Annotated in this window: 23 protein-coding genes; 15 read left to right on the forward strand and 8 right to left on the reverse strand. The window is 66.9% G+C overall.

All coding sequences use genetic code 11. From position 1 onward, the window contains the following. Positions 1-149: 149 nt before the first annotated feature. The 3 genes from AB3K92_RS15195 to AB3K92_RS15205 all read left to right on the forward strand — a co-directional run bounded on the left by AB3K92_RS15195 (position 150) and on the right by AB3K92_RS15205 (position 1,202). Complete coding sequence (locus AB3K92_RS15195) at positions 150-434, forward strand: DUF1488 domain-containing protein (RefSeq protein WP_042974849.1); 285 nt, start codon at positions 150-152, stop codon at positions 432-434. A gap of 22 nt (positions 435-456) precedes the next feature. Then, complete coding sequence (locus AB3K92_RS15200; protein WP_059484949.1) at positions 457-696, forward strand: hypothetical protein; 240 nt, start codon at positions 457-459, stop codon at positions 694-696. Between the two features lie 155 nt (positions 697-851). Next, a complete protein-coding gene (locus AB3K92_RS15205) occupies positions 852-1,202 on the forward strand; it encodes a hypothetical protein (RefSeq protein WP_021159168.1) in 351 nt (116 codons plus the stop codon). 48 nt (positions 1,203-1,250) lie between these two features. On the opposite strand, the gene AB3K92_RS15210 is transcribed toward AB3K92_RS15205, so the two are convergent. From AB3K92_RS15210 to lhpI, 3 genes are all read right to left on the reverse strand, one after another. Beyond that, positions 1,251-2,030 carry a helix-turn-helix domain-containing protein gene (locus tag AB3K92_RS15210; protein ID WP_021159167.1) on the reverse strand — a complete coding sequence of 260 codons (780 nt, stop codon included), beginning with the start codon at positions 2,028-2,030 and terminating at the stop codon, positions 1,251-1,253. A gap of 16 nt (positions 2,031-2,046) precedes the next feature. Continuing rightward, positions 2,047-2,451: a response regulator transcription factor gene (locus AB3K92_RS15215; RefSeq protein ID WP_021159166.1), complete on the reverse strand. Its 405-nt coding sequence runs from the start codon at positions 2,449-2,451 to the stop codon at positions 2,047-2,049. Positions 2,452-2,618: 167 nt separating this feature from the next. Beyond that, positions 2,619-3,554 (reverse strand): bifunctional Delta(1)-pyrroline-2-carboxylate/Delta(1)-piperideine-2-carboxylate reductase, encoded by a 936-nt coding sequence (lhpI, locus tag AB3K92_RS15220; RefSeq protein ID WP_369465351.1) that lies wholly within the window; start codon positions 3,552-3,554, stop codon positions 2,619-2,621. Between the two features lie 263 nt (positions 3,555-3,817). Between lhpI and AB3K92_RS15225 the strand changes: the two genes are divergently transcribed. From AB3K92_RS15225 to AB3K92_RS15250, 6 genes are all read left to right on the forward strand, one after another. Next, the gene (locus AB3K92_RS15225; RefSeq protein ID WP_021159164.1) at positions 3,818-4,555 is read left to right on the forward strand and encodes a FadR/GntR family transcriptional regulator; all 738 of its coding nucleotides are present in this window, start codon (positions 3,818-3,820) and stop codon (positions 4,553-4,555) included. A 121-nt stretch (positions 4,556-4,676) separates the two neighbouring features. After that, the gene (locus tag AB3K92_RS15230) at positions 4,677-5,798 is read left to right on the forward strand and encodes a branched-chain amino acid ABC transporter substrate-binding protein (RefSeq protein ID WP_021159163.1); all 1,122 of its coding nucleotides are present in this window, start codon (positions 4,677-4,679) and stop codon (positions 5,796-5,798) included. 89 nt (positions 5,799-5,887) lie between these two features. Then, positions 5,888-6,895 (forward strand): trans-3-hydroxy-L-proline dehydratase, encoded by a 1,008-nt coding sequence (gene lhpH / locus AB3K92_RS15235; RefSeq protein ID WP_021159162.1) that lies wholly within the window; start codon positions 5,888-5,890, stop codon positions 6,893-6,895. Positions 6,896-7,068: 173 nt separating this feature from the next. Then, positions 7,069-9,657: a penicillin-binding protein 1A gene (locus AB3K92_RS15240; RefSeq protein WP_369465352.1), complete on the forward strand. Its 2,589-nt coding sequence runs from the start codon at positions 7,069-7,071 to the stop codon at positions 9,655-9,657. A 79-nt stretch (positions 9,658-9,736) separates the two neighbouring features. Further along, a complete protein-coding gene (locus AB3K92_RS15245; RefSeq protein WP_369465353.1) occupies positions 9,737-10,612 on the forward strand; it encodes a PilZ domain-containing protein in 876 nt (291 codons plus the stop codon). Between the two features lie 223 nt (positions 10,613-10,835). Further along, the gene (locus tag AB3K92_RS15250; protein WP_021159159.1) at positions 10,836-11,162 is read left to right on the forward strand and encodes a DUF4148 domain-containing protein; all 327 of its coding nucleotides are present in this window, start codon (positions 10,836-10,838) and stop codon (positions 11,160-11,162) included. A gap of 135 nt (positions 11,163-11,297) precedes the next feature. Here AB3K92_RS15250 and AB3K92_RS15255 read toward each other — a convergent pair whose 3' ends face one another. The 3 genes from AB3K92_RS15255 to AB3K92_RS15265 are packed head-to-tail and all read right to left on the reverse strand — an operon-like array spanning position 11,298 to position 13,614. After that, the gene (locus AB3K92_RS15255) at positions 11,298-12,191 is read right to left on the reverse strand and encodes a DMT family transporter (RefSeq protein ID WP_369465354.1); all 894 of its coding nucleotides are present in this window, start codon (positions 12,189-12,191) and stop codon (positions 11,298-11,300) included. Between the two features lie 8 nt (positions 12,192-12,199). Next, complete coding sequence (locus AB3K92_RS15260) at positions 12,200-12,988, reverse strand: DUF2182 domain-containing protein (RefSeq protein WP_369465355.1); 789 nt, start codon at positions 12,986-12,988, stop codon at positions 12,200-12,202. 23 nt (positions 12,989-13,011) lie between these two features. Further along, complete coding sequence (locus AB3K92_RS15265; protein WP_048023034.1) at positions 13,012-13,614, reverse strand: DUF1326 domain-containing protein; 603 nt, start codon at positions 13,612-13,614, stop codon at positions 13,012-13,014. 348 nt (positions 13,615-13,962) lie between these two features. On the opposite strand from AB3K92_RS15265, the gene AB3K92_RS15270 reads away from it, so the two are divergent. Further along, the gene (locus tag AB3K92_RS15270) at positions 13,963-14,367 is read left to right on the forward strand and encodes a lysozyme inhibitor LprI family protein (protein ID WP_369465356.1); all 405 of its coding nucleotides are present in this window, start codon (positions 13,963-13,965) and stop codon (positions 14,365-14,367) included. A gap of 58 nt (positions 14,368-14,425) precedes the next feature. Here the strand turns inward: AB3K92_RS15270 and AB3K92_RS15275 are convergent, their stop codons facing one another. Both AB3K92_RS15275 and AB3K92_RS15280 read right to left on the reverse strand, forming a co-directional pair. Then, a complete protein-coding gene (locus tag AB3K92_RS15275) occupies positions 14,426-15,073 on the reverse strand; it encodes a response regulator transcription factor (protein WP_006483707.1) in 648 nt (215 codons plus the stop codon). Beyond that, a complete protein-coding gene (locus AB3K92_RS15280) occupies positions 15,070-17,178 on the reverse strand; it encodes a PAS domain S-box protein (RefSeq protein WP_369465357.1) in 2,109 nt (702 codons plus the stop codon). The genes AB3K92_RS15275 and AB3K92_RS15280 overlap by 4 nt, the downstream gene beginning before the upstream one ends. Positions 17,179-17,500: 322 nt before the next feature. Here AB3K92_RS15280 and AB3K92_RS15285 point away from each other — a divergent pair, with 322 nt between their 5' ends. The 5 genes from AB3K92_RS15285 to AB3K92_RS15305 all read left to right on the forward strand — a co-directional run bounded on the left by AB3K92_RS15285 (position 17,501) and on the right by AB3K92_RS15305 (position 24,753). After that, complete coding sequence (locus AB3K92_RS15285; RefSeq protein ID WP_021159153.1) at positions 17,501-17,971, forward strand: universal stress protein; 471 nt, start codon at positions 17,501-17,503, stop codon at positions 17,969-17,971. Positions 17,972-18,344: 373 nt separating this feature from the next. Continuing rightward, positions 18,345-18,851, forward strand: coding sequence for a cupin domain-containing protein (locus AB3K92_RS15290; RefSeq protein ID WP_048023031.1), 507 nt, complete (start codon positions 18,345-18,347; stop codon positions 18,849-18,851). A 185-nt stretch (positions 18,852-19,036) separates the two neighbouring features. Further along, positions 19,037-20,062: a DedA family protein/thiosulfate sulfurtransferase GlpE gene (locus AB3K92_RS15295; RefSeq protein WP_060055743.1), complete on the forward strand. Its 1,026-nt coding sequence runs from the start codon at positions 19,037-19,039 to the stop codon at positions 20,060-20,062. Between the two features lie 544 nt (positions 20,063-20,606). Next, positions 20,607-23,459, forward strand: coding sequence for a type VI secretion system Vgr family protein (locus tag AB3K92_RS15300; protein WP_369465358.1), 2,853 nt, complete (start codon positions 20,607-20,609; stop codon positions 23,457-23,459). Positions 23,460-23,484: 25 nt separating this feature from the next. Further along, a complete protein-coding gene (locus AB3K92_RS15305; protein WP_369465359.1) occupies positions 23,485-24,753 on the forward strand; it encodes a VRR-NUC domain-containing protein in 1,269 nt (422 codons plus the stop codon). The last annotated feature ends 13 nt before the right edge of the window (positions 24,754-24,766 follow it).

Raw genomic sequence — 24,766 nt, forward strand, 5'->3', positions numbered from 1 at the left:
GAAGGCGGGTTGAAAGCGAGCGAGCGTGTCGTCGCTAGCCGCGGCGGCACGCTGCCGCCGTCCATCGTGCGGCGCAGCGAACCCGTTGACGTGGGTCAAGCGTGGAGGCGCGCGCGCCACTATGCTCTTGTCATGGAGCGATCACGACGATGACAGGCGGACAGATGCAGATTGCCTTCCCGCCGGAACCGCCCGAATATTGCGCACGCGATCTGGTCGTGGCGTTTTCGGCGCTGGTCGACGGACGTTGCGTGCAGTGCGCGGTCACGGCTGAGGCGCTGGAAGATCATTTCGGCGCGCCGTCGCTGCTCGAACGCGACCTGCTGGCCGCATTCGACGCGCACCGGTCGGCGATCGAGGCGATGGCGCGACGCATGCTCGAGGAAATCGGCGGCCGGCCGGTGCTGCTGCACAGCGGCCACTTCCGGCTCTGAGACGGATACAGCAGGAGGGTGCATGACACTGCAGGGCAACATTCACGAACGCGACTGGTCCGTCGAAGTCGAGACGCGCCCGTGCGAATCGGGCGAATTCCGCTGCCGCGTGTCGGTCGAGCATGGCGCCGGCGCCACGCGCTTTCACCATACGTTCGAGCACAGCCATGCGTATCCGACCGAGCGGGAGGCGATGATCGAAGGGCTGCGCGCAGGCATGACGTGGATCGAGATGAAGGCGTCACAGACCTTCAACGTATGAACGATCCCGCGCCGACGAAGGCGCGGGCAGACTATCGGCCGGGCCGCGATCGAAGAAATCGCGCCGTGCCACGGGCAACACCTGCCGCCGCATTTCGATGCGGGCGGCATATGCAAGGCGGTCGACGAGCGGGCGGCCCCGTCAGGAGACACGACATGGGCGTGGGCATGCAGATCGCCTGCCATGGATTCGCGGGTACCGCCGCGATCGAAGCCGAAGCCGGCGCGCTGCTGGTGCGGCTCGAGCGCTTCCGCGCGCTGATCGGCGGCTGTCACCTCGCCATCGAATCGCGTGCCGCGGCCGATGGCGCGCGCCGGTTCGACGTGCGGCTCGACCTCGTGATGCACGACACGTCGCGCTGGCTGCTTCCGGCGTGTGTCGGCGACGATTTGGACGACACCCTTCGCCGCGCGTTCAAGCAGGCCGAACAGGCGCTGATCGCATGCCAGGCGGGCGGTGCAAGGGTGGGGCTGCGCGATGCGGCGGCAGGCAGCCCGGCGCAATAAGGCATCGCACGCGATGCCGCGCCGGCGGCCGGGCGTCGGCGCGCCCGGTCAGACCCGGGCGAGCGCTTGCGAGTCGATGATGCGCACGCGCTTGCCGCGCGTTTCGACCAGCGCTTCGCGATGGAACCGCGAAAACATCCGGCTGACGGTTTCGAGCTTCATCCCGAGATAGCAGCCGATTTCCTCGCGCGTCATCCGCAGGTTGAATTCCGTCGCCGAATAGCCGCGTGCCTCGAAGCGCGACGACAGGTTCAGCAGGAATTGCGCGACCCGCTGTTCGGCCGACATCGTGCCGAGCAGCAGCATCTGGCTCGATTCGCGGACGATCTCGCTGCTCAGCATCTGGTAGAGGAAGTGCTGCATTGGCTTGATCTCGCGGCACGCCGCTTCGAGCGCGCCGAACGGGATGATGCACACGACGCTGTCTTCGAGCGCGATCGCGTCGCAGCAGTGCTGGCCGCTGCCGATGCCGTCCATCCCGAGCGTTTCACCGGCAATCTGGAAGCCCGTCACGTGTTCGCGGCCGTCGCGATGCATCATCACCGTCTTGAACGAACCCGCGCGCACCGCATAGATGCTCTGGAACGGATCGTCGGTGCGGAACAGCGCGTCGCCCTGGCGCACCTGCCGGGTCGTGCAGATGATCGCGTCGAGGCGGCCGTATTCGGCGGCCGTCAGTTGCGGCGGCAGGCACATCGAGCGCATCGCGCACGCCGAGCAGCGCGCGGCGGGATGCTTGGCGGCGTCGGCACGCGTGACCGCGCGAAGCGGAATCGTCGGCCGGGGCGTGATGGATACGTCGGCGGCGCAGGCGGTGGCTGTGGACATGAGTCACTCCGGCTCGTCAGGGGTGGTGCACGCGAGCGTGCACCAGGGATTCGATGACGCGGCATGCGGCGTCGAATTCGACGGTCTTGTCGAAGAAATAGTCGGCTCCGGCCGACGCGCATGCCTCTCTGAATGCCGGCGCCGAGTGATTCGTCAGCACGATCGTGACGATGCGCGGCGCGGCTTTCGACAGCGTCCCGATCAGGTCGAGGCCGCTGCCGTCCGCCAGCCGCAGGTCGACGATCACGACATCCGCCTGGCTGCTGCGGATGTGCGTCCACGCGTCCTGGCCGTCTTCCGCCTCGCCCACGACGGCGACACCGCGGATCGCGCCGACGAGCAGCGCGATCCGCTGTCGGACGGCGACGGCGTGATCGACGAGAAACACCCGGAGCGCGGCGGGCAACTGGCTGGCATTCATGCCGGCAGTATCGTGTTGCGCCGCCGAAAATGAAATCGGCCGAATTGGAAGTTGATGTAGGCCGCGGCGACGCGTTGTAGGGCGATTCCTACAACGCGTACGGGAAATCGCCGGAGCGGCCCCGGTGTGACGTGCCGCGTGCGGGGCGGGCGGGTCGTGCTGCCGGATCAGCCGGCCCGGCGCGCGTCCAGCGCATCGCGCGCGGTTCGGCACGCGGCCAGATCCCACGCCGCACAGCCGACGCTCTTGAACAGCAGCGGCCCGGTACGGTCGAATGCGCCGCCCAGCACGTCGGCGAGCGACGCGACCTGCTGCCAGTCGACCTGCGCGACGATCAGGTCGCCGGCCTCGTGGCGGGCGCCGGCCGGATCGTCGACGACCAGCCGGCTGGCACGCACGGTGTTCGCGTCGATTTCCGCGGCGTCCGCGGTGAACGCGCCGACGCCGACCACCAGCCGGCCTTCGCGCGCGGCTTCGCGGTAGACGGGCGTGCGGCTCGTCGTCAGCGTCACGACGACGTCGATCGCATCGGGAACCGCGTCGCCGTCGAGCGGTGTGAGATGCGGCGCGTGCGCGCGGTGCGCGGCGCAGAATGCCGCCGCGCTGTCGGCGCGATTGCCGCGCACGTGCAGGCGCGCGTCGGGAAAGATCGCCGCGAGCGCTTCCGCGTGATTGGCCGCCTGCTTGCCGGTGCCGATCAACAGGATGTCGCGCGGCGCGGCGCCGTGCAGCGCCTGGATGCCGAGTGCGGTGATGGCCGCCGTGCGGCGTCCGGTGACCGTCGGGCCGTCGAGCGCGAAGCGCATCTCGCCGGTGGTCGCGTCGTACGCGGTCACCTGGCCGAGGATCGTCGGCAGCCCGCGCGCGCCGTTGCCCGGGCACACGTTCACGAGCTTGTGGGTCGCGAGGTCACGCGCGCTCGACGGCATCGACAGCATCACGCCGCCGGCCTGCAGCGGCACGACCAGGCGCTCGGGGCTGACGATCCCGCCCGCCGCATAGTCGGCGACGGCCTGCCTGAGCGTGGCGAGCAGCGCCGGGTAGTCGAGCAGCGCGGCCGTGTCGGCCGCATCGAAAACGGGAATCGGGGAAAGCGCGGTCATCGTGTACGTCGCATGCGTCGGTGAGCGTGGACGACGGGCGCATGCCGCGCCCGCCACAAAGCTGCCGGATACCGTGGCACTGGGCAGTGTGGATCGAATCTATACCACTTTCTGGCCTGCCCGCAACCCAGAAAATAAAGCGCCTCGCCGTTTTTGGTTCTAATATCTGTCCAGAAGGGCCGCCTTGGCCTCGATGCCGGCGCGCTCCGGTATAGTGCGAACCCATTCCAGATTCACGCCCGCGACCGGGCAGGAGCTACACGATGATGTCCGCGCGTCCCGACTCACTCGAAGGCGGATTCAAGCCGCTGCAGATCTACGAGCAGGTGGCCGAGAAGATCCGCGACGAGATCCGCGCGGGGCGCTACGCCGCCGAGTCGCGGCTGCCGTCCGAGCGCGAGCTCGCGGGGCTGTTCCAGGTCGGCCGGCCGGCCGTGCGCGAAGCGCTCGGCGCGCTGCAGAACGAAGGGCTCGTGTTCACGAAGCGCAATTCGGGCACCTACGTCGTCGCGGCGCCGCTCGACGTGCTCGCGCAGCGCGGCGACACGCACGAGGCGTCCGAAGCCGATTTCAGCCCGACGTCGACGCTCGACGTGCGGTTGATCCTCGAGCCGGCGATCGCGCGCCTCGCGGCCGCGCACGGCCGGGCCGACGCCGGCGCCGAACGCTACCTGGCCCAGATGGAAACCATTACCGACGTCGACGATCCGCATCAGCGGGCGCTGTGGAACGAGAGCGACCGGTTGTTCCACCGGCAACTCGCGTTGATGACCGGCGACCCGCTGATCGTGAAGATCGCGGACGAAGTCGCGAAGACGATGGACCAGCCGCTGTGGAAGCGGCTGAAGGACGACGGCATCTACGACGCGGGCCGGATCCGGCTCTACGTGTCCGAGCATCGGCTGATCTACGAGGCGATCGTGTCGGGCGACGCCGATGCGGCGGCGTTTTATGTCGAACAGCACATCCGCCGCGTGCGGCGCGACATCGCGCCGAAGTGACCGCGTCGAAATCGTTCTGGTCTGAAAAATGACCAGAATCGAACACTTTATTTTGAAATTGCTTGCGCGGTGACCACGCGTGTCCTACATTGGTTTCACACAAAACCAATCAGGAGACATCATGCGACACCTCGTTACCGCGCTTTCGGTGGCCATCGCCGCCGGCGCGCTGACTTCCGCGCACGCGCAGGAAGTCGTGATGATCGGCCATTCGGCGCCGCTGACCGGCCCGCAGGCCGCGAACGGCAAGGACAATGAAAACGGCGCGCGGCTCGCCGTCGACGAACTCAACAAGGCCGGCATCAAGGTCGCCGGCAAGAGCGTCACGTTCAAACTGGTTTCCGACGACGACCAGGCCGACCCGAAAGCGGGCGTGCAGGTGGCGCAGAACCTCGTCGACAAGGGCGTCGTGGCGGTGCTCGGCCCGTACAACTCGGGCGTCGCGATTCCCGCATCGCGCGTGTACTCGAATGCCGGCGTGCCGATGCTGCCGGTTGCATCGAACCCGGCGCTGACCAAACAGGGCTTCAAGAACATCTTCCGGATCGGCGCGAGCGACGAGCAGCTCGGCGGCACGATGGCCACGTTCGCCGCGAAGACGCTGAACGCGAAAACCGCCGCCGTGATCGACGATCGCACCGCGTACGGGCAGGGCGTCGCCGAACAGTTCATGAACGTCGCGAAGGCGAACGGGATCAGGATCGTCGACCAGGAATACACGAATTCGTCGGCCACCGATTTCCTCGGCATCCTCACCAAGATCAAGGCCAGCAACCCCGACGTGATCTTCCTGGGCGGCTACGCGGCACAGGGTGCGCCGATGGCCAAGCAGATGAAGCAGCGCGGCCTGCGCGCGAAGCTGCTCGGCGGCGACGGCATCTGCTCGGCCGACATGGGCAAGGTCGCGGGCGACGCGGCATCGATCGTCTACTGCGCGCAGGGCGGCGTCGCGCTCGAGAAGACGGCGGCCGGCCGCGAATTCCTGAAGAAGTACCACGACACGTATCACACCGATACGCAGGTCTACGGCGTGAACTACTACGACGGGATGAAGCTGCTCGCCGATGCGATGGTCAAGGCCGGTACGACCACCGACAAGGCGAAGCTGATCGCGCAGCTCGCGAAGTCGAACTACGCGGGCGTCGCAGGCACCTATTCGTTCGACGCGAACGGCGACCTGAAGGGCGCGCCGACGACCGTCTACGTGATCCGCAACGGCCTGCCTGAGCCGTACGCGAAGTAAGCGACCCAGCGACGCACCAGGCGCCGCACAAGCCTGTCACCGGACGGCGGCGCGACCGCCGTCCTTCGTTTCCACGCATCCGATCGACCATGAAAATTTCCCGATCCCTTTCCACCGTCGAAGTGCATACGGGCGGCGAAGCGTTCCGCATCGTCACGAGCGGGCTGCCGAGACTGCCGGGCGACACGATCGTCCAGCGCCGCGCGTGGCTCAAGGAGAACGCCGACGAGATCCGCCGCGCGCTGATGTTCGAACCGCGCGGCCACGCCGACATGTACGGCGGCTACCTCACCGAGCCGGTGTCGCCGAATGCCGATTTCGGCGTGATCTTCGTGCACAACGAAGGCTACAGCGACCATTGCGGGCACGGCGTGATCGCGCTGTCGACCGCCGCCGTCGAGCTCGGCTGGGTGCAGCGCACGGTGCCGGAAACGCGGGTCGGCATCGACGCGCCGTGCGGCTTCATCGAGGCGTTCGTGAAGTGGGACGGCGAGCATGCGGGGCCGGTGCGATTTGTCAACGTGCCGTCGTTCATCTGGCAGCGCGACGTGTCGGTCGAGACGCCGTCGTTCGGCACCGTGACCGGCGACATCGCGTACGGCGGCGCGTTCTATTTCTACGTCGACGGCGCGCCGTTCGACCTGCCGGTGCGCGAAGCGGCAGTGGAAAGGCTGATCCGCTTCGGCGCGGAAGTGAAGGCCGCCGCGAACGCGAAATACCCGGTCGTGCATCCGGAGATTCCGGAAATCAACCACATCTACGGCACGATCATCGCGAACGCGCCGCGCCATCCGGGCTCGACGCAGGCGAACTGCTGCGTGTTCGCGGATCGCGAGGTCGACCGCTCGCCGACAGGCTCCGGCACCGGCGGCCGGGTCGCGCAGCTCTACCAGCGCGGGCTGCTCGCGGCCGGCGACACGCTCGTCAACGAATCGATCGTCGGCACGGTCTTCAAGGGGCGTGTGCTGCGCGAAACGACGGTCGGCGGGATGCCGGCCGTGATTCCGGAAGTGGAAGGCAGCGCGCATATCTGCGGGTTCGCGAACTGGATCGTCGACGAGCGCGATCCGCTGACCTACGGTTTTCTCGTGCGCTGAGTCGCCGCGCCGATCGGCCGCGCGTTGCGCGGCTTCCCGTTTGTCGTACCAGGCTTGGCGCGTCGTTCCCGTCAGGGAGCGCGCGCCTTTTTTGCGTGTGAACCGGCACCCGGCCGCCCGCGCAGGCGGGCGCGACGCCGTCGCGGTTCGGCCGGCCGCGCGAGTTTGGTACGATGCACCCTTTTCAGCCGAGCTCCACCCGCGTGAATCGCCGAAACGTGTCGTCAGTGCGTGACTTCTGTGCCAGATGGGTCGCGCGCGCCCAACCCGTCGCGGCTGCCGCCGTCGCGAGGGTCAAGCCTCTCGCCGCCGTTGCGTGGCACCACCTGCGTCATCCTACGCGCCGCGGCGTGCTGCTCGCGGGCGCCGCCGTGCCGGCGCTGTTCGTGGCGTACGTGGTCGTGCTCATCCCGTTTACGCCGGGCATCGGCGACATCCGCAAGGCGCGTGTCGACCAGCCCGCGCAGGTGCTGTCCGCCGACGGCAAGCTGCTGGCCGAATTCAAGCCGTCGAACCGGGAATGGGTGCCGCTCAGGCAGATCTCGCCGCACATGGTCGATGCGCTGATCGCGACCGAGGATCACCGCTTCTACGAGCACCACGGCCTCGACTGGAAGCGCACGGCATCGGCCGCGCTCCATACGTTCTCGGGCAGCCGCCAGGGCGGCTCGACGATCACGCAGCAGCTCGCGCGCAACCTTTATCCGGACGAAATCGGCCGCGCGCCGACGCTCACGCGCAAGGTGAAGGAGGCGATCACCGCGCTGAAGATCGAGGCCGTCTACAGCAAGGACCAGATCCTCGAGACCTACCTGAACACGGTGCCGTTCCTGTACAACGCGTACGGCGTCGAGATGGCCGCGCGCACCTATTTCGACAAGTCCGCCGACGAGCTGGACGTGCTCGACAGCGCGACGCTCGTCGGGATGCTGAAGGGCAACAGCTACTACAACCCGGTGCTGAACCCCGAGCGCGCGCTGCAGCGGCGCAATACGGTGCTCGGCCAGATGGTGAAGTACGGCAAGCTGTCGCCCGCGCAGTTCGCGCAATTGCAGCGCCGGCCATTGCGGATCGATTTCGAGCGCCAGAAGGAGGCGCCCGGGCCGGCGCCGCATTTCGCGCAGCAACTCCGCAAATGGCTGATCGCGTGGGCCGACCGCAACGACTACAACATCTACGCGGACGGGCTGATCGTGCGCACGACGATCGACTCGCGGTTGCAGCAGATGGCGACGCAGGCGCTCACGCTGCAGGGCAACCAGTTGCAGGGCATCGCGAACAACGCGTGGAGCGGCCGCGACGGCTGCGGCACCGACAACGAGGTCTTCCGCACCTTCATGCGCGAGTCGCCCGAGTACAAGGCCGCGCAGGACGCCGGCAAGGACGACGCGGCCGCGATGAAGCTGCTCGCGGCCGATCGCGGTTTCATGCGTGCGCTGTGCAAGACCAAGACCGACGTGCAGGCCGGCTTCCTCGCGATCGACCCGCGCAACGGGCAGATCCGCGCGTGGGTCGGCAGCCGCGACTTCACCAGCGAGCCGTTCGACCACGTCGCGCAGGCGCGGCGCCAGCCGGGCTCGACGTTCAAGCCGTTCGTCTATGGCGTCGCGTTCGCGAACGGGATGAAGCCGGACGACACGTTCATCGACCAGCCGGTCGAGATCCCGTTGAAGGGCGGCGAGATCTGGCGGCCGAACGACGACGTGCCGCCGACGGGCAAGCCGATGACGCTGCGCGACGCGGTCGCGCTGTCGCGCAACCGGATCACCGCGCAGGTGATGGAGAAGGTCGGGCCGGCCTCCGTCGCCAGGCTCGCGCGCGACATGGGCGTGCGGGAAAGCCCGCTCGAACGCGTGCCGTCGCTCGCGCTCGGCACGAGCCCGGTCACGCTGAAGGAGATGGTCGCGTCGTACGCGACGGTCGCGAACGGCGGGCTGTATGTCGAGCCGCAGATGGTGACGCGCATCGAGAACCGCCAGGGCGACGTGCTCGCCGAATACGCGCCGGCGCCGCCGGAGCGCGCGCTCGACGCCGAAACCGACAAGACGCTGCTCAGCGTGATGCGCGACGTCGTGACGCGCGGCACGGGCGGCAGCATCCGCACGCGCTTCGGGATTCGCGGCGACGTGGCCGGCAAGACGGGCACGACGCAGGACAACGCGGACGGCTGGTTCATCCTGATGCAGCCCGGCCTCGTTGCCGGCGCGTGGGTCGGTTTCGACGACGGCCGCGTGACGTTGCGCAGCGATTACTGGGGGCAGGGGGCGCACAGCGCGCTGCCGATCGTCGGCGATTTCTTCCAGCGTGCGCAGCGCGCCCGGATCGTCGACACGAAGGCGAAATTCGATACCGAGCCGTCGCCTGGCTGGTTCGCGTCGTTGCGCGAGCGCGTGACGGACCTGTTCGACACGTGGTTCCCGCCCAAGCCTGAGAAGACGCCCGCGCCGGCCAGGACGCAGCGGGTGGAGCGCGCGCCCGAGGCTGACACCGGCACGGAATCGGCCGCCTCGGCCGCCTCCGCGCCGGAGGCGGCATCGGGTGGCATCGTCGAGGAATGGGTGCCGGCGTCGGAAGTGGCCGCGTCGGCTGCCGCACTGTCGGCCGGCGCGTCGCAACCGCAGCCTGCTCAGCCGCCAGCGGGGGCGAGCACGCCAGGCGGGGGCAGCTCGGGCCTCGGTACCGCACCGGCCGCCGCCCCTTCGGCTGCACCGGCCCAGCCGCCCGTGCCGGCCGCTCCCGACGCGAGCGGCGCTTCGCAGTAACGGAGCCGTTCAGATTTCGCGCGCGGCTGCCGTAATCATGGTGTCATGACAGATCGCGCGGTCGCTCCGCGCCTCTCCGATGAGGCTATTTTCCGACTACGTCGCGCTCGCGCGCGACGATCTCGCCGCCGGTGTCCCGCTCGCCTTCGATCTCTACGATGCCGACGGCGCCGCGCTGCTGCCGGCGGGCACGACGCTGCGCGATGCCGCGCAGCATGCATTCCTGTTCGACCATTTCCGGCCGGTACGCCGGCGCGACGACACCGAAGCCGAAACCGAAACCGCGCCGCGCGCGCCCGACGCGGTGCCGCACGCCACGCGAATGGGGTTGTCGGCGGGCGCCGCGATCGGCATCCGTCGCCGGGTCGGCACGACCCGCGGGCTGCAGCGCTACCGGCTGATCGGCATTGCCGCATCGGGTGCGCTGTTCGTCGAGCCGCAGCCGGCGGCAGCGTTCGACTTCACGAGTGGCGACGACATCGAGGCGGTGGCCATCGGCCGTGCCGCGGTGTCGCGTTTCGGTGCGACGGTGGAGTCGGTGCAGGGGGCGGGCGGCGCGCGGTTCCTGGTCCTGTCGCCGCCGGGTTTCGTCGACCGCCTGCGCACGCGCGCGGAGCCGCGCGTGCCGGTGCGGATCGCCGCCTGCTGCGCAGGCGGAGCGGAGGGCGCGGAAGGCATCGGGATGGTGCACGACATCAGCGTGAGCGGGCTGTCGATTGCCGTCGACCGGCCGATTGCCGCCATCGGCGAGCCCTTGCGCGTGCTGCTGCCGTACGGGGCGGGCGGCCGGGTCGAGCTGCTGGCGCTCGACGGCACGGTGCGGGCCGTCCATGCCGACCCGGCGGCGCCCGCGCTGACGCTGCATCATGCGGCGTTCGGCGAGACCCGCGCCGACGACCTGATTCGCCTCAAGGCGCTGCTGTTCGACCGGCTGATGGCGTCGTCGGGGCGCTGATGCCCGGCGGGGCGCGCCGGGCACCGTATCGCGGCATTCGGTGCGCGAACGCCGATAATCGTCTGACGATTCAGTGAATTCCGCGACGATTGTATGTTTTCCGTCAACAGTGAATTCGCGATTTAAGTATTTACCCTGATAGAGCCGCCTCCTAGACTTCTACTCATGCGCAACGACCCCGAGTCCGAAGCGCCTGACAAAACAATCCTGGAGGTAATGCATCATGAAATCGCTGATCAAGGCAGTTGCACTGGCCGCCCTGGTGGCCGCACCGGTCGTTTCGTTCGCCCAGAGCCAGCAGCCGCTGACGCGCGCGCAAGTGCGCGCCGAGCTGGTCCAGCTCGAAAAGGCCGGCTACAACCCGAACGACTGGATCAACTACCCGGAAAACATCCAGGCCGCGCAGGCAAAGATCGCTGCCGCGCAGAACACCGGCGCGCAAGCCGACGCAACGGGCTACGGCTCGAACCCTGTCGGGACGTCGCAGTCGGGTCAGCGTGTGCTGGTGCCGGCCGCCACCGACCGTTCGTCGGTGTTCTTCGGCCACTAAGCCCGGCAGCGCCCGCAAGGGCGCCCGGCGCTTGCCGTCTCTTCCGAAACCCGTGCACGGTGTCCGTGTGCGGGTTTTGCATTTGGGCTGCCTGAATCGTCGGGGCGGGCGCGAGCGCGTTGCGCCCGATGCGCATCAGCGGCTGCTGCCCGCCTGGCGCGCGCGTGTCGCGAGGACGGCCGCGACACCGCCGAGGATCGCGACCGATGCGAGCGCGAGCCGCCAGGTCGGCTGTTCCGACAGGAACAGCACGGCGCCGCACGCAGCGATGGGGGGAACGGAGAGCTGAACCGCCGCGGCGCGCATCGCCGTGAGGTGCCGCAGCGCGGCATACCAGAGCACGTAGCCGAGGCCCGAGGTCAGCGCGCCGGAAAGCACGGCGAGTACGACCCCGGCCGGCGTGACGTGGAAGCGGGCGGCGAGCGAGGCGCTCAGCGCGAGCGCCAGCGGCGCGGCGCGCAGGAAATTGCCGGCGGTCGCCGCGACCGGATCGACGGGCCGACGGCCGCGTATCGAATAGATTCCCCATGCGATGCCCGCGGCCGTCATCAGCGCGGCGCCGCGCGGCGTCGGCGCGGCGAGCCCCGGTGACACGAGATACACCAGTCCGCCGAGCGCCGCGCCGAACCCCGCCCAGCCGGTCGCGGCAAACCGTTCGCCGGCGTGCCATCCCGCCGCAAACATCGTCAGCTGCACCGCGCCGAACAGGATCAGCGCGCCGGTGGCCGCGCTGACGGTCAGGTACGCAAACGAGAAGCACGCGACGTACACGAACAGCATCGCCGCGGCGGGCCAGTCCGCGGGCGGGGCGGGCCGCCGCGCACCCGCGCGCGCGACGATCGCGAGCATCAGCGCGCCGGATACGAGACGCAGGCTGCCGAAGCTGGCCGCGTCGATCCGTCCGGCCTGCAGCGCGAGCCGGCACAGCAGCGAATTCGACGCGAACGCGAGCATCGCGATCGACGTCAGCGCGGCGACGCGCATGCCCGGCCGGACATGCAGCGCGAACGTGGTGGCAAGCGGTCGCATCGCGGGCCTCACGCGTGGCTGGCAACGATCAGCACGGCCGCGCCGAACAACGCGGTGCCAAGCGGCGCGGTGAGCGCCTGCCCCCAGGCTGCATTCTTCTCGAGTGCCATCAACGCGGCGAGCGCCAGCATCCAGCCGAGACTGCCGGTGCCGACGATGAACATCAGCAGCATCAGCGCCCAGCAGCAGCCGACGCAGAAGAGCCCGTGGCTGACGCCGAGCGCAAACGCGTGACGCATCGGCGTGCGGCCACGCCAGCGGCTGATCACGAAACTGAACGGCGTGCGGCAACGATCGAGGCAATGCGTCTTCAGTCCGCTGAACTGGAACGCGCCCGCGAGCGCGAAGACGGCCGCGCCGATCAGCCAGCCGCGCCACGCGAGCGCCGGCACGCGCGCGACACCAGCCAGCACCAGCCCGTGCAGGCCGTGCGCGACGAGGCCGAAACCGCTCCACGTGGCGACGTAGCCGATGCCGACGAGCGCGAGCAGGCGCGTCTGGTCGGGGCGGCTCGCGACGACCCGGGCGAACGCATCGAACAGCGACAACGTCGTCGGCAGCATCATCGCGAGGATCATCAGCGTCCAGCCGGCCGCGTCGAACGCGGCCGGCAGCCACAGCGTGCCGCCCGGCAGCGCGCGGCATAGCGCGCTGAACGGTGCGGACAATGCGCTGTCGCCGTGGTCGAGGTACCGCCCGTACGGGCTGCGCGTCCATGCCCACAGCGTGAGCCACGCGAACGCGACGAGACTCGCTAGCACGAGCGGAAACAGGCGCCGATGCAGCGAAGCGGCCATGACCGTGGGCGTGCAATCGCGCTTCATGCGTCGAACAGGAACGTGCTCTGCAGCGCGTTGTGATTCTTCAGATCGACGTCGATGCCGATCGCCGCGTTTTTCGACCGGTAGACCGGCGCCTTGCCGACGAACACGGGCGCGCCGGGTACCGTCGAGAACACGGTGTCGGTCAGCGTCGTCTGCGCGCCGCTCGGGCCGAGATACGGCTCCAGTTCCGCGTGGTAGTCGGTGCCGATCGACAGTGTGCCGCGTGCCCCTTCGACGTTGAACGTGATGGGGGCGCGTTCGATCGACACGACCGTGCCGATCAGTTTCGCGAGTTCCGCGATCGGGCCGCCGGCCTGGCCGGTGTAGACCTTCAGCAGCGCCTGCTCCTGCGCGTCGGATGCCGTGTCGCTGACGTAGATCGCGGCCGTCCAGTTGCCTTGCAGGATGTTGCCCGGCACACGACACACGGCGGCGATCGTGTTGCCGCTCACGTCGACGCCGTCGACGGTGCCCTGGTCGACATGCCATGCGACGATCGTGTCGCAGACGCCGAAATCCGGGTCCTCGCCGATCCAGCACGGGCAGAGTACGCGACAGTTGCAGACCTCGAGCAGACGGCCTTCCAGGTGATAGCTCATGATTCCCTCCAGGGAGCGACGGCGAAAGCACGTTGGGCTGGGTGGAGGAACCTGACTGACGAGTCGCCACCCCGCTCGGCGATGCGAACGCGAAATGCGCTGAGGAATGCGCGGAAGCGGAGACGGGATGGATGCGATAGCGCGGGCCTGAAGCGGCGTATCGATTTTCCAGTGTAGGTGCGCGGGGACGATATGCAAGCCGTCGCGGGCGCTGCGATGCCGGCTGACAAGCCGGCGCGCGTGCGCTAGCATCGCGATCGGTATCGCCGCCGCATGGCGGCCGATGCGCGACAGCACGACAGGCCCGGCACCGGGTTCCACGACTTCAACGAACAACAAGGAGCATCCATGCGTGTCTTGACCGGCCTGCTGTGCGCACTGGCGCTGGCGGCGAACGTCGCCCATGCACAGGCGAATTGTGCCGACGCGACGGACCAGGCGGCGATGACGGCATGCGCCGATCGCGCGTACAGGAAATCCGACGGGGAACTGAACCGGATCTACCAGGCCGTCACCGCGCGCCTGCGCGATGCGCGGCCGCTTGCCGACAAGCTCGTGAACGCGCAGCGTGCGTGGATCGCATACCGCGATGCCGAATGCAGCTTCTCCAGCGTGAACGCCGAGGGCGGCAGCGCGTATCCGATGGTCGTGTCGACCTGCCTCGACGATCTGACGAAAGCGCGAACCGAAACGCTGAAGGGTTATCTGTCGTGCGAGGAAGGTGATCTCGCGTGCCCGGTGCCCGCGAAGTAGGCGTGGTGAGCCGCCCACGGCCGGGCGCACGGCGCACGCCATCCGCGGCCAGACATCGCTAGACGTCGTCCGTTTCGTCGAGCAGCTTGTGCCGCATCGCGTAGCGCACCAGCGCCGCTTCGTGCGGCATCTGCATCTTTTCCAGGATCCGTGTCTTGTACGTGCTGACCGTCTTCGCGCTCACGCACAGCGCGTTGGCGATCTCGGTCAGCGTCTGGCCCGCCGCGATCCGCCGGAACACGTCGAATTCGCGATCGGACAGCCGCTGGTGCGGCAACGTCTCGGCCGGCTCGTTCAGGCTCTGCGCGAACTGCTCGGCCATCGCGAGGCTCACGTAGACGCCGCCCGACGCCACCTTCGTGACCGCGCCGACCAGCTCGGCGCTCGCGCTTTCCTTCGTCAGATACCCCGACGCGCCGGCGCGGAACGCGCGCACCGCGTACTGCTGCTCCGCGTGCATGGTCAGCACGAGTACGCGCAGCGCGGGCTTCTCGTCCTTGATCTGCTTGATCAGCTCGACGCCGTTGCGGCCCGGCATCGACAGGTCGAGCACGAGCACCTGGGCGGGCGTGGCGCGCACGAGCGCGATCGTCGACGGGCCGTCGCAGGCTTCGCCGGCCACTTCGAACCCGGTGGCGTTCTGGAGGATGTGCCGCAGACCGTCGCGTACGAGCGTATGGTCGTCGGCGATGAGCACCTTGATCATGTGATGAGCGTTTCCTGTTGTACGGTGCTGAGCGGGAGTGCGACGGTGATCGAGAAACCGCGCGCGAGCGCGGTGTCGATCGTCACGGTGCCGCCCAGCATGTGGGCGCGTTCGCGAATGCCGATCAGGCCGAACGATTTGTCTTCGTGGGCCGGGCCGCCGGGTGCCGAGCCGCGGCCGTTGTCCGCGACGCGCAACACGCAGTAGCCTTCCTCCACGTCGAGCCGCAGCGCGACGCGCGTCGCATCCGCATGGCGCGCGACGTTCGTCAACGCTTCCTGGACGATCCGGAACAACGTGGTCGCGCCCGTGCTGGTGAACGTGAGGCCGCCCGTTTCGATGTGCCGCTCGACGTCGATCCCGTAGCGGTTCGTGAAATCGTTCGCGAGCCATTCGATCGCCGGCACGAGGCCGAGATCGTCGAGCATCACGGGCCGCAGGTCGGCCGCGATGCGCCGCACCGACGCGACCGTCGCGTCGATCAGCCGCCGCATGCCCTGCAGGTGCGACAGCACGCCCTCGTCGGGCAGCGCACGGCCGGGCACGCGCAGTTGCTGTTCGACCACCGACAGATCCATCTTCAGCGCGGTGAGCTGCTGGCCGAGGTCGTCATGCAGTTCGCGCGCGATGCGGGTCTTTTCCTCTTCGCGCACGTTCTGCAGGTTCGCCGACAGTTCGCGCAATTCCTCGCGCGACAGCTTCAGCGCATTCTCCGCGCGCTGCCGCTCGGTGATGTCGCGCAGCATCACCGTGTAGAGCTTGCCGGACGCGTCGCGGATCTGCGAGATCGACGCCTCGATCGGGAACTCCTCGCCGTTGGCGCGCAGCCCGAACAGCACCCGCTGGCGGCCCATCTGACGTTCGGACACGCCCGTCACGCCGAACTGGTCGACGTGCTTCGCGTGCGCGGCGCGGAACCGCTCGGGGATGAAGCGCGACAGCGGCGCGCCGATCGCTTCCATCGCGGACACGCCGAACACCTGCTCGGCCATCGGATTGAAGATCACGACCGTCTGCTTCTCGTCGATCGTGATGATCGCTTCCATCGACGAACGGATGATGCCCATCATCCGCGCCTCGTTGAGGATGCCGCGGCTGCTCGCACCGGAATCGGCGGCACCGGTGCGGCGCAGCAGTGCATGGACGAGCATCGCGAACGCGATTGACGCGATCAGCCCGGCAGCGAGCACGGTGCCGGCCGCGCGTTGCGCGCCGGTTGCGCTCGGGCGGCCGTCCGCGGAATAGGCGAGCGTCAGCACGGTGCCGCCGAAGCTCAGCTCGTCGGTGCGCCGCATCAGGTCGGGCGATGCCGACGCCTCGTCGGTCGTCGTTTCGACGCTGACGATCGCACGCCGGTCGCCGCCGGCGGTCATCGACACGTCGATTCCGCGTTCCGCGTCGAGCGCGCGCTCGATCAGGCGACGCGGGCTCAACGCCGCGAACAGCACCCCGTCGGCGGCGGTGTCGCGCGTGCCGGACAGCGGGGCGGCCGCGTGCGGCGACGCGGCGACCGGCACGAACAGCGTGAAGGTGCGGGCGTCGCGGGATGTGTCGTCGTCGGCCGGGTGGACGCCGAGCGCGATGTCGCCGGTCTGCAGCGCGCGCGCGAGCGGTGCCGCGTCGGATGCGCCGAAGCGCACGACGGGCGAATTCGACGCGGGCGCGCTGAGCACCGCAGTCGCGAGCGTGCCGGCCGGCATCGGGTTCGTGCCGGCGAGCGCGGTGCGGGTCGCGGGCGGCAGCGGCGCATAGCCGATCTGGCGAACCGGCGAGCGGCCGCTGTCGAGGTCGAGCGTGTCCGCGTACCGGCGCCACTGCTCGGGCGTCATGTCCGGGACGAGGCTGAACGCGCCGCGCGCGCCTTCGAGCACGGCGACGCCGGACTGCAGCTCGTGGCGGAGCATGGCCGTCACGTGCGACGTGCGGCGTTCGAAACGCGTATGGACGGCGCCTTGCCACTGCTCGCGCACGAGCAGCGCGACGCCGAGCGACAGCGCCGCGCCGGCGCACAGCGCAACGACGCCGGCCGCGAGCGGCTGGCGTAACATGATCTGGAGGCGCGTGGGCCCTCGGGCGTCACGCGTCGGGGTTCCACTGGCGGTCATTCGATGGCCATTCTGTTGTCGGGGGCCGCCCCGTGGCACGAGGGCAGCGCAGCAAAACCGGGCAAAACTCGCACCGGGTGCACGCAACGTCTATTTTCAAGATGAAATTGTGCGCGATTTACACGTTTTTTGTAATGGGGTCACTAGAATTTGCGGCAACCGGCGTGAAGCAGCGGGCGCGCCGGCCGCACTTGACGCGCATCAACGGGCGCGTCGGCACGTGGGGCAGACTGTTCGGCAGGCCACCCGGCACCGGGCCGGGTGGCGATAACGGGCCGCTGTCGCGCAACGCGCGAGGCGTGCCCGGTCGGAGGGACGGACCATGTACAAGCGGATTTTCGTCGGGCTCGACGGCAGCCCGAGCGCGCGTCTCGCGCTGAACGAGGCGATCCGGATCGCGGCAGCGTCAGGCGGCGAAGTCACCTGCGCGTATGTCGTCGAGCACCGGCCGCAGCTCGTCGACGTCGATGCGGGTTTCGCGGCCGAGCGCGATGGCGATGCGGCCGCGACCGATGCCGCGACGCCGGTGCTCGACGCTGCGAAAGCGGTGCTCGCCCAGGAGCATGTGCCGGGCACCGTGCGCGCGCTCGACGCCTACGGCGAGGATGTCGCCACCGTGCTGATGCGCACGGCGGCCGAAACCGATGCCGACCTGATCGTGATGGGCACGAGCGGGCGGCACGGCCTGCGCAGGCTGCTGCTCGGCAGCGTTGCCGAATCGCTGCTGCGCGCGGCCGACCGGCCCGTGCTGCTGGTGCGGCACAGCGAGCCCGGCGCGCCGTCGGCTGCGTGACGTCCGCGGGCGCGGCGCTGACGCATGGGCGGCGGCGGTCGCGCGGATTCGCCGGATGACGGCCTGATGAAACGGAAATGCACGACGCGCCGGCCGACGCTCGGCGTGTGAACGCGGCTGCCGTTTCTGCCGCGCCGGCCACAGGCCGGGCGAGGGCGGTACACCCGATGGGCTCCATGGGCGCAGTCGCGTGGGCATGGTTGCATCCCGATACGCAGTTCTGGCAGCATCGGCCGGTGTCCGCTTGTTCGCCGCGCGCATGGACGCGGCGTTCGACCCAGCGGCATCCGGCGGCATGCGGTCGCGTTCGCGACGGGCGAAGCGATCCGGTGCGCCGGGTGTCCGGTTCCTTACCTAACCGACGTCATCCGCCATGCCGATTTCCGCTACCGACCTGATTCGCCAGTTCGACCTGCAGCCGCACCCCGAGGGCGGCTATTTCCGCGAAACCTACCGTGCGACCGATTCGGTCGTGCGACCTGCCGACGGCGCGCCGCGCGCCGCGTCGACGGCGATCTACTACCTGTTGTGCGACGGCGCTTACTCGTCGTGGCATCGGATCCGTTCCGACGAAGTCTGGCATTTCTATGCGGGCGATCCGATCGAGGTATGGGTGCTCGACGAGCGCGACGGCTTGACGATCCACCGGCTGGGCAACCCGCTCACGCATCCGGGCACCGTGTTCCAGGCGGTCGTGCGGGCCGGGAGCTGGTTCGGCGCGCGCTGCGCGGCGCCGGAGCACGTCGCGCTCGTCGGCTGCACGGTGGCGCCGGGTTTCGAGTTCGCGGAATTCGAACTGGCCGACGCAGCCGCGCTGGCCGCCGCGTTTCCCGACTACGCGGAATACGTCGCGCAGCTTGCGCAGCGCCCGGACGCGTGAGCGCGACGGCGGTGCCGGCAACCTCCCGAAGCCCGCGCCGCAGGCGCGGGTTCCGCGCGATCGCGGCCAAACCCGTTTAGAATGCCCGTCATGCACTGGTTGGCTGCGGACGTGCCGCGGCGGCCGCTGCCCAGCCGGTCCGACGGCCCTCGTCGCGCGGCCGCATGTCTTCCAGGAGCGCCGCCGTGTGGCACTTTCCCATCGCTATTCCATCGTCGCTCGGCCCGTGGGCCGTGTTTGCGAGCGTGTTGATCACGCAGCTCGGCGTGCCGGTGCCGGCCGTGCCGATGCTGATTCTCGGCGGCACGATGGCGGCAATGGGGCAGGCATCCTGGGTCAGCATGTTCGCGGCGGCGATCGGCGCGACGATGCTGGCCGATTCGCTGTGGTTCTTCATGGGCCGCACGCGCGGCCGGCGCCTGCTGAACGGCCTCGTGCGCTTCTCGCTGTCGCTCGACACCACGCTGCGTTTCGCGCGTAACGTATTCGAAAGATACGGCGCGCCGCTGCTCGTGCTGTCCAAGTTCCTGCCGGGCCTCGGCCTCGTGTCGGCGCCGCTGCTCGGCACGACCGCGATCGGTGTCGGCGTGTTCCTGTTCTGGGATCTGGCCGGCGCGTCGCTGTGGGCCGCGTTCTGGCTGGTCGGCGGCGCGGCCATTCACGACCAGATCGTCCAGTTCGTGCTGTGGGTGCGCGCGAGCGGCGGCACGATCCTCGACGCGTTCCTCGCGATCTTCATCACGTTCCTGCTGTACCGCTGGGTGCGTCGCGTGCAGTTCCGCCGTTATCTCGCACAGGTGCGCATCTCGCCGCCGCAGCTCGTCGAGATGATGACGTCGGACGAGCCGCCGCTGATTTTCGACGCGCGGCCGAAGGCGATTCGCGAGCGCGAACCGTACCGGATCGCCGGCGCGGTGCCGGTCGATCTCGATTCGCCGGACCTGCTCGACCCCGAATTGCTGAAACGGCCGATCGTCGTCTATTGCGTGTGTCCGAACGAAGCCACCGCGAAGCGCCTGATCGCGAAGATGCAGCGCAAGAAGATGATCCACAACATCCGGGCGCTGAAGGGCGGCCTCGATGCGTGGGAAAAGCACGGCTACCCGGTCGAGCCGATGCCGGCCGATCTCGACGCGTCGCGTTATTTCGTGCGGCCGGAACACGGGGCGATCGAAGGCGAATATACGGTGCGCGCAACGCTGTCGAAGTGACGCCCAGAGGGGCTGTTCGTGACGAAGAAAGCGTGCCCAATTTCGGGTGGGCGGTAAGCTGACCTGCGGCGCTCAGAGGTTCCAATCCGAAAGCCAAACTCGTCTGGTTGCGAGATGTATTGGCATACGACATTCGCGTTCAGCGGGTTGCAAGGGCGCTATCTCAAGAAGAGTTTGGTTTCGCCGCCGGGCTGGATCGGACCTCTATCCATCAGGTTAAAAGAAACGTATCGGTCGACCATGTCGAACGAATCGCGATAGCGCTGGAAATCGATCCGGCTCCATTGTTATGCCATCCCTTAGGGACGGAGTCCCTACCTCCTTTGGCACGCTTGGTAACAATTGGCGATGCCGCCCGACAAGGTCGAGTGACGCATGCATGCGCGCGCCGCTTCCGGCGGCCCTGCGTAAGTGCGTGTCGAGTCGGCAAATATTCCTCAGTCTTTAACTACAATCGTGCCCGAGCGACCTGACGTCGCTGCCGGCTGACTGTCTTTGCGTTGTTCCGCTGACGGTAGCGAACCTGAGAGAAGGACGACAAAAAATGGCGCTTAGACGACCCGCGCCCAGGGACCTGAAGAATCGCGACCTGTACGAGGCCGTTCATCGCGGGTTGTTGCAGCACGACCGGCTGTTGATGCTGGATACACCACTCGGCAAGAACGCGTTGACCCCGTTGCGGGCGCGTGGATCGTCCGGGGTGGGCGGTGACTACCATTGGACAATCGACGTTGCGTCACTGCGCGACGATACGGCGCTGCTGTCGCTGATGCATCAGCCCGTCACCCTGTGGATTCAACAGCGTACGGCGCTATACGCAGATTCGGTTTATCGACCCGTGCACGGTTTCGTGCATCAGGTTGGATATTTGGGCGGGGACGGTAGCGTTTCAACATACCAGCTTGAATTTTCATCCGCGCTGATTTTCCTGAGCAAGACCCGCAACGATGAAGGCTGGCTCGAAAAGGACGCGCGTGAAATCATTTCCGACGTGTTCAACCGCTATTCGCAGTTGCAGGGGCGGTTCCGGTTCGACCTGACGCGCGAACCTGCGGTGCGCTCATGGTGCCGTCAGAGCGAATCCGATCTTCATTTCGTGTACCGCCTTCTCGAAGATGAGGGCATGTATCTTCGTTGGGTCCACGAACCGACGAAGGAAGGCGAGCCGCCGAAAACAACGCTTGTTATCGTGGACCGCGTATCGTCGATGCCGGAAGCAAAACCGGCCGAATATTATCGCGGGAACAGTGATCACGAGGCGGACGGGTTCACTCAGTGGGCGGTCATGCAGACCATGCAGAGCCTGAGTTATATGTCGCGTGCGTTCGACTATAAGCGCCCGACATCCCATTTCCAGACGGAAAGTGCCCTGCAATCCACGACATATGTAATGGACGGCGGGCGGCAGTCGGAATCGCGCAGCATCCCTGCTGCACCGATGACGATTTATCAGCCGACGGCGTACGGCTATCCGGATTCAGACAGCGGCGAAGGCCGTGCCCGTCGTCGTGTTGAAGAGTGGGATTCGCGTGCGCGTCGCTATTTCGGAGTCGGCGGTCTGCGATGGCTCGATGCCGGATCGCGATTCACGTTGGACAATCATCCGCGTCACCCCGAAAGCGATCCCAAGAAGCGGGAATTCCTCGTCATTGAGGTGCGTTGGTTCATCGAAAACAACGTGTCGATTGGTCGACAGGCGACGGAATATCCGCGCAGTCTGCGCGCAACGCTGGCCGAGCAGCAGGCAGCACATGGGACGCGCTTCAAGACACCAGAGCACCCGCAGGACGGGACGGCCGGGTTTTTCGTCATCGAGGTTGAGGCACAAGAGGCGAGTGTCGAATATCGCAGCCCGCTCGCGCATTCCAAGCCGAACATGACCATCGAGCATGCGATCGTCGTGACGCAGCAAGGATCGGAAGCGTGGACGAACGAGCGGAACCAGGTACGTGTGCATTTCGCATGGGATCGCAAAAATCCAGACGGCACATTCGCGTCGTCGCCGCTGCTATCGACCATGCAGGCCGATACGGGCAACGGCTACGGCTCGGTGCACGTGCCACGGGCCGGTGAATGGGTTTTAATCGCCTACTGGGCAAACGATTGCGACAAGCCGTTCATTTTGGGGCGCGTCAACGGCGGCACGACACCTTCTCCGTGGCATTCGAATGTGCTGCTGTCGGGATTCCAGTCGCAAGGGTTCGGTGGCACGGGCGCGTTTAACGCGTTCGTCCACGACGACGCCACGAACCAAGGCGGTACGCGGCTCGTTAGTTACACGGGCAGCAGCTACGCATCGATCGCGCAGGGATATTTGATTCAGCAGAGCGGAAACACGCGCGGGCGATATCTCGGTTCGGGATTGCTGTTGCACGCCGACCATTACGCATCTGTGCGCGGCAGCCGGGGCGTGTCGATCAGCGCCCATCCCGTGTCGCGTGACAGTGATCAACTCGATGTCGACGAAGCGCGTGAACAGCTTACACGCTCAAAAGACCTGCTCGGCAGTATTTCGGACGCAAGTGAACAGCATCAGGCCGAGAGCCTGAAACTCGGTGTCGATGCGCTGACGACGTTCACCGACGCAACGAAGCAAGCGGCATCCGGCGAATCATCCGGAGGTCGGACGGCAGGCGGTGGCACGGGTAACGCCAACTCCTTCGCTGAGCCGCTGTTGCTGCTCGGCAGTCCGGCCGGTATCGGCCTGTCCACGCATCAGTCGCTACACGCGAGTGCCGACCAACAGGCGAACTGGATCAGCGGCCAGGATTCATATTTCGCGGCGGGCGGATCGATGCATGCGGCTGCGATTGATCACCTGAGCCTGTTTGCGCGTAATCAAGGCATCAAAGCCGTGGCGGGCAAGGGCAAGGTCGAAATACAGGCGCGGGACGGCGATCTTGAAATGATCGCGCAGCAGCTTGTGAAACTGTTGTCGGTGGCCGGCCGGATGGAAATCGCAGCCGATCAAGAGCTAGTCCTGTACTGCGGCGGTGCGACGATCCGCATCAAAGGCGGCAACGTCTCGATACACGCACCGGGCAATGTTGACTTCAAGGGCGCGTCATTCAGCTTCGCGGGGCCGGTCAGTGAGTCGTACGCGATGCCGCAGTTCAAACCGTCGTATCAGGCGCATTACGTCCTCAAAAGCGAGAACGACGGCACGCCGATGATTCGACACGCCTACGAAATGAAACTGCCATCGGGACGAACCGTGCTCGGCCATACGAACGATCTAGGCGAGACAGTGCCGGTTTTTACGCCGAGTGCACAGAGTGTGAGCCTCAAGGCGTTCGAGCAAGAAAAGCAGGATGTCGAGCCGTGGAAGTATGCAGGTGGTGGAGAGCCTGATATTTGGGCCGATTACCTGAAGGGTGACCCTGACGAGCGCACGTGAGTGCCGACGATACTTGGAGAACAAAATGGGCGGATCACTTCAACCGGCAGGCGCGTGCGAGACGATCAAAGAACGCGTACCTGAGTACGCATATTTGCCGCCGGGAACCAAGGGATATTTGCAGGAAAAGGTCGAGAAAGCACTGAAAACGGCGAAATATGTTCCCGTCAAGTTGCGCGATGGATCGATCGTTCACCGGTTGCTCATGCAGTCCGCGATGAGTGTGCCGATGATCATCGAGGAAGAGTTCAAATGGAAGTGGATATTTAGGTACAAGGCCGAAGTCAGCTTCGATATGACACCGGCAGATGCAATGATCGGTGGTATTCCTATTCCGTTCCTAAGTAACGAGAACCCCTACGGGGCGGAACGTCGCCGCAGTTTGAATCCATTTCCACCGGGGGCAACTGTCGGTCTGCTACGACGTCCTGATGTAATCATTGTTGATAAGGAAGCGATTCTTTGGCCGGGGCGTGGGACGATTGATCGCGAGGGCGGCCGCCATGTTCCGAATTTGTTGCGGCTTGTCGAAGTAAAGTTTCCGGGTGACTCTTTGGGTGAGGCTCAGCAAGAAGCCTATAAGCTGATCGCTGGTGAATACAAGAATCGCATGACCGTGATCGACGTGACCGATTGCAACGGTGAACTACAAAAGATCCCCAAGCCCGTGCCCGTGCCCGTTCCCGCACCGAAAACCAATGATGAGAAGGAGCGGCAGACTGTACCCATCCGCAGTGTTCCCGCTGTCCCGCACCATGTCTGGTATGAGGACTGGTGGCAAAAGGCGCACGAGTTCGGCGAAGAGGTCGAACATGCGGTCGCCCCTGTCTGGGATGCCGTTCATCGTGGATATTCATTCGTGTCTGCTGAAACCAGTGCGTTCCTGCATCAGCATGCGGCGTGGATGTTTACGGCGGGTCAGTGGGTCGCTGACAAGGCGCATAGCGCTTGGGTATGGGTTGACGAGAAAGGGCACGAAATATTCCGCTACACGGCTGCGCAACTCAAGGCCGGATGGGAGGCAATTGTGCAAATGACCGATATGACGTGGGATGTGCTCACGCATATCGATTGGGCGCAGGTCGGCGTGACGATGCTGAAGGGGGCCGCGATAGCGGTAGCCATTGTGGTCGGCGTTGCGATCGTGATCCTGTTGTTGCCTGAGTTGATTGCGATATTTGCTGCTCTGTGTGCGATTATCGCGGCTGGCGCGGAAGCTGCCGCGGGCCTTGCTGCGGCGCTTGGCGTAGTGCTTGGCGGTGGGAGTGCAGTGGCAGCGCTGGCTGCGAACTGACTGAATTTATGCC

The organism is Burkholderia sp. Bmkn7 (assembly GCF_041103175.1).
GTDB lineage: Bacteria > Pseudomonadota > Gammaproteobacteria > Burkholderiales > Burkholderiaceae > Burkholderia > Burkholderia cepacia.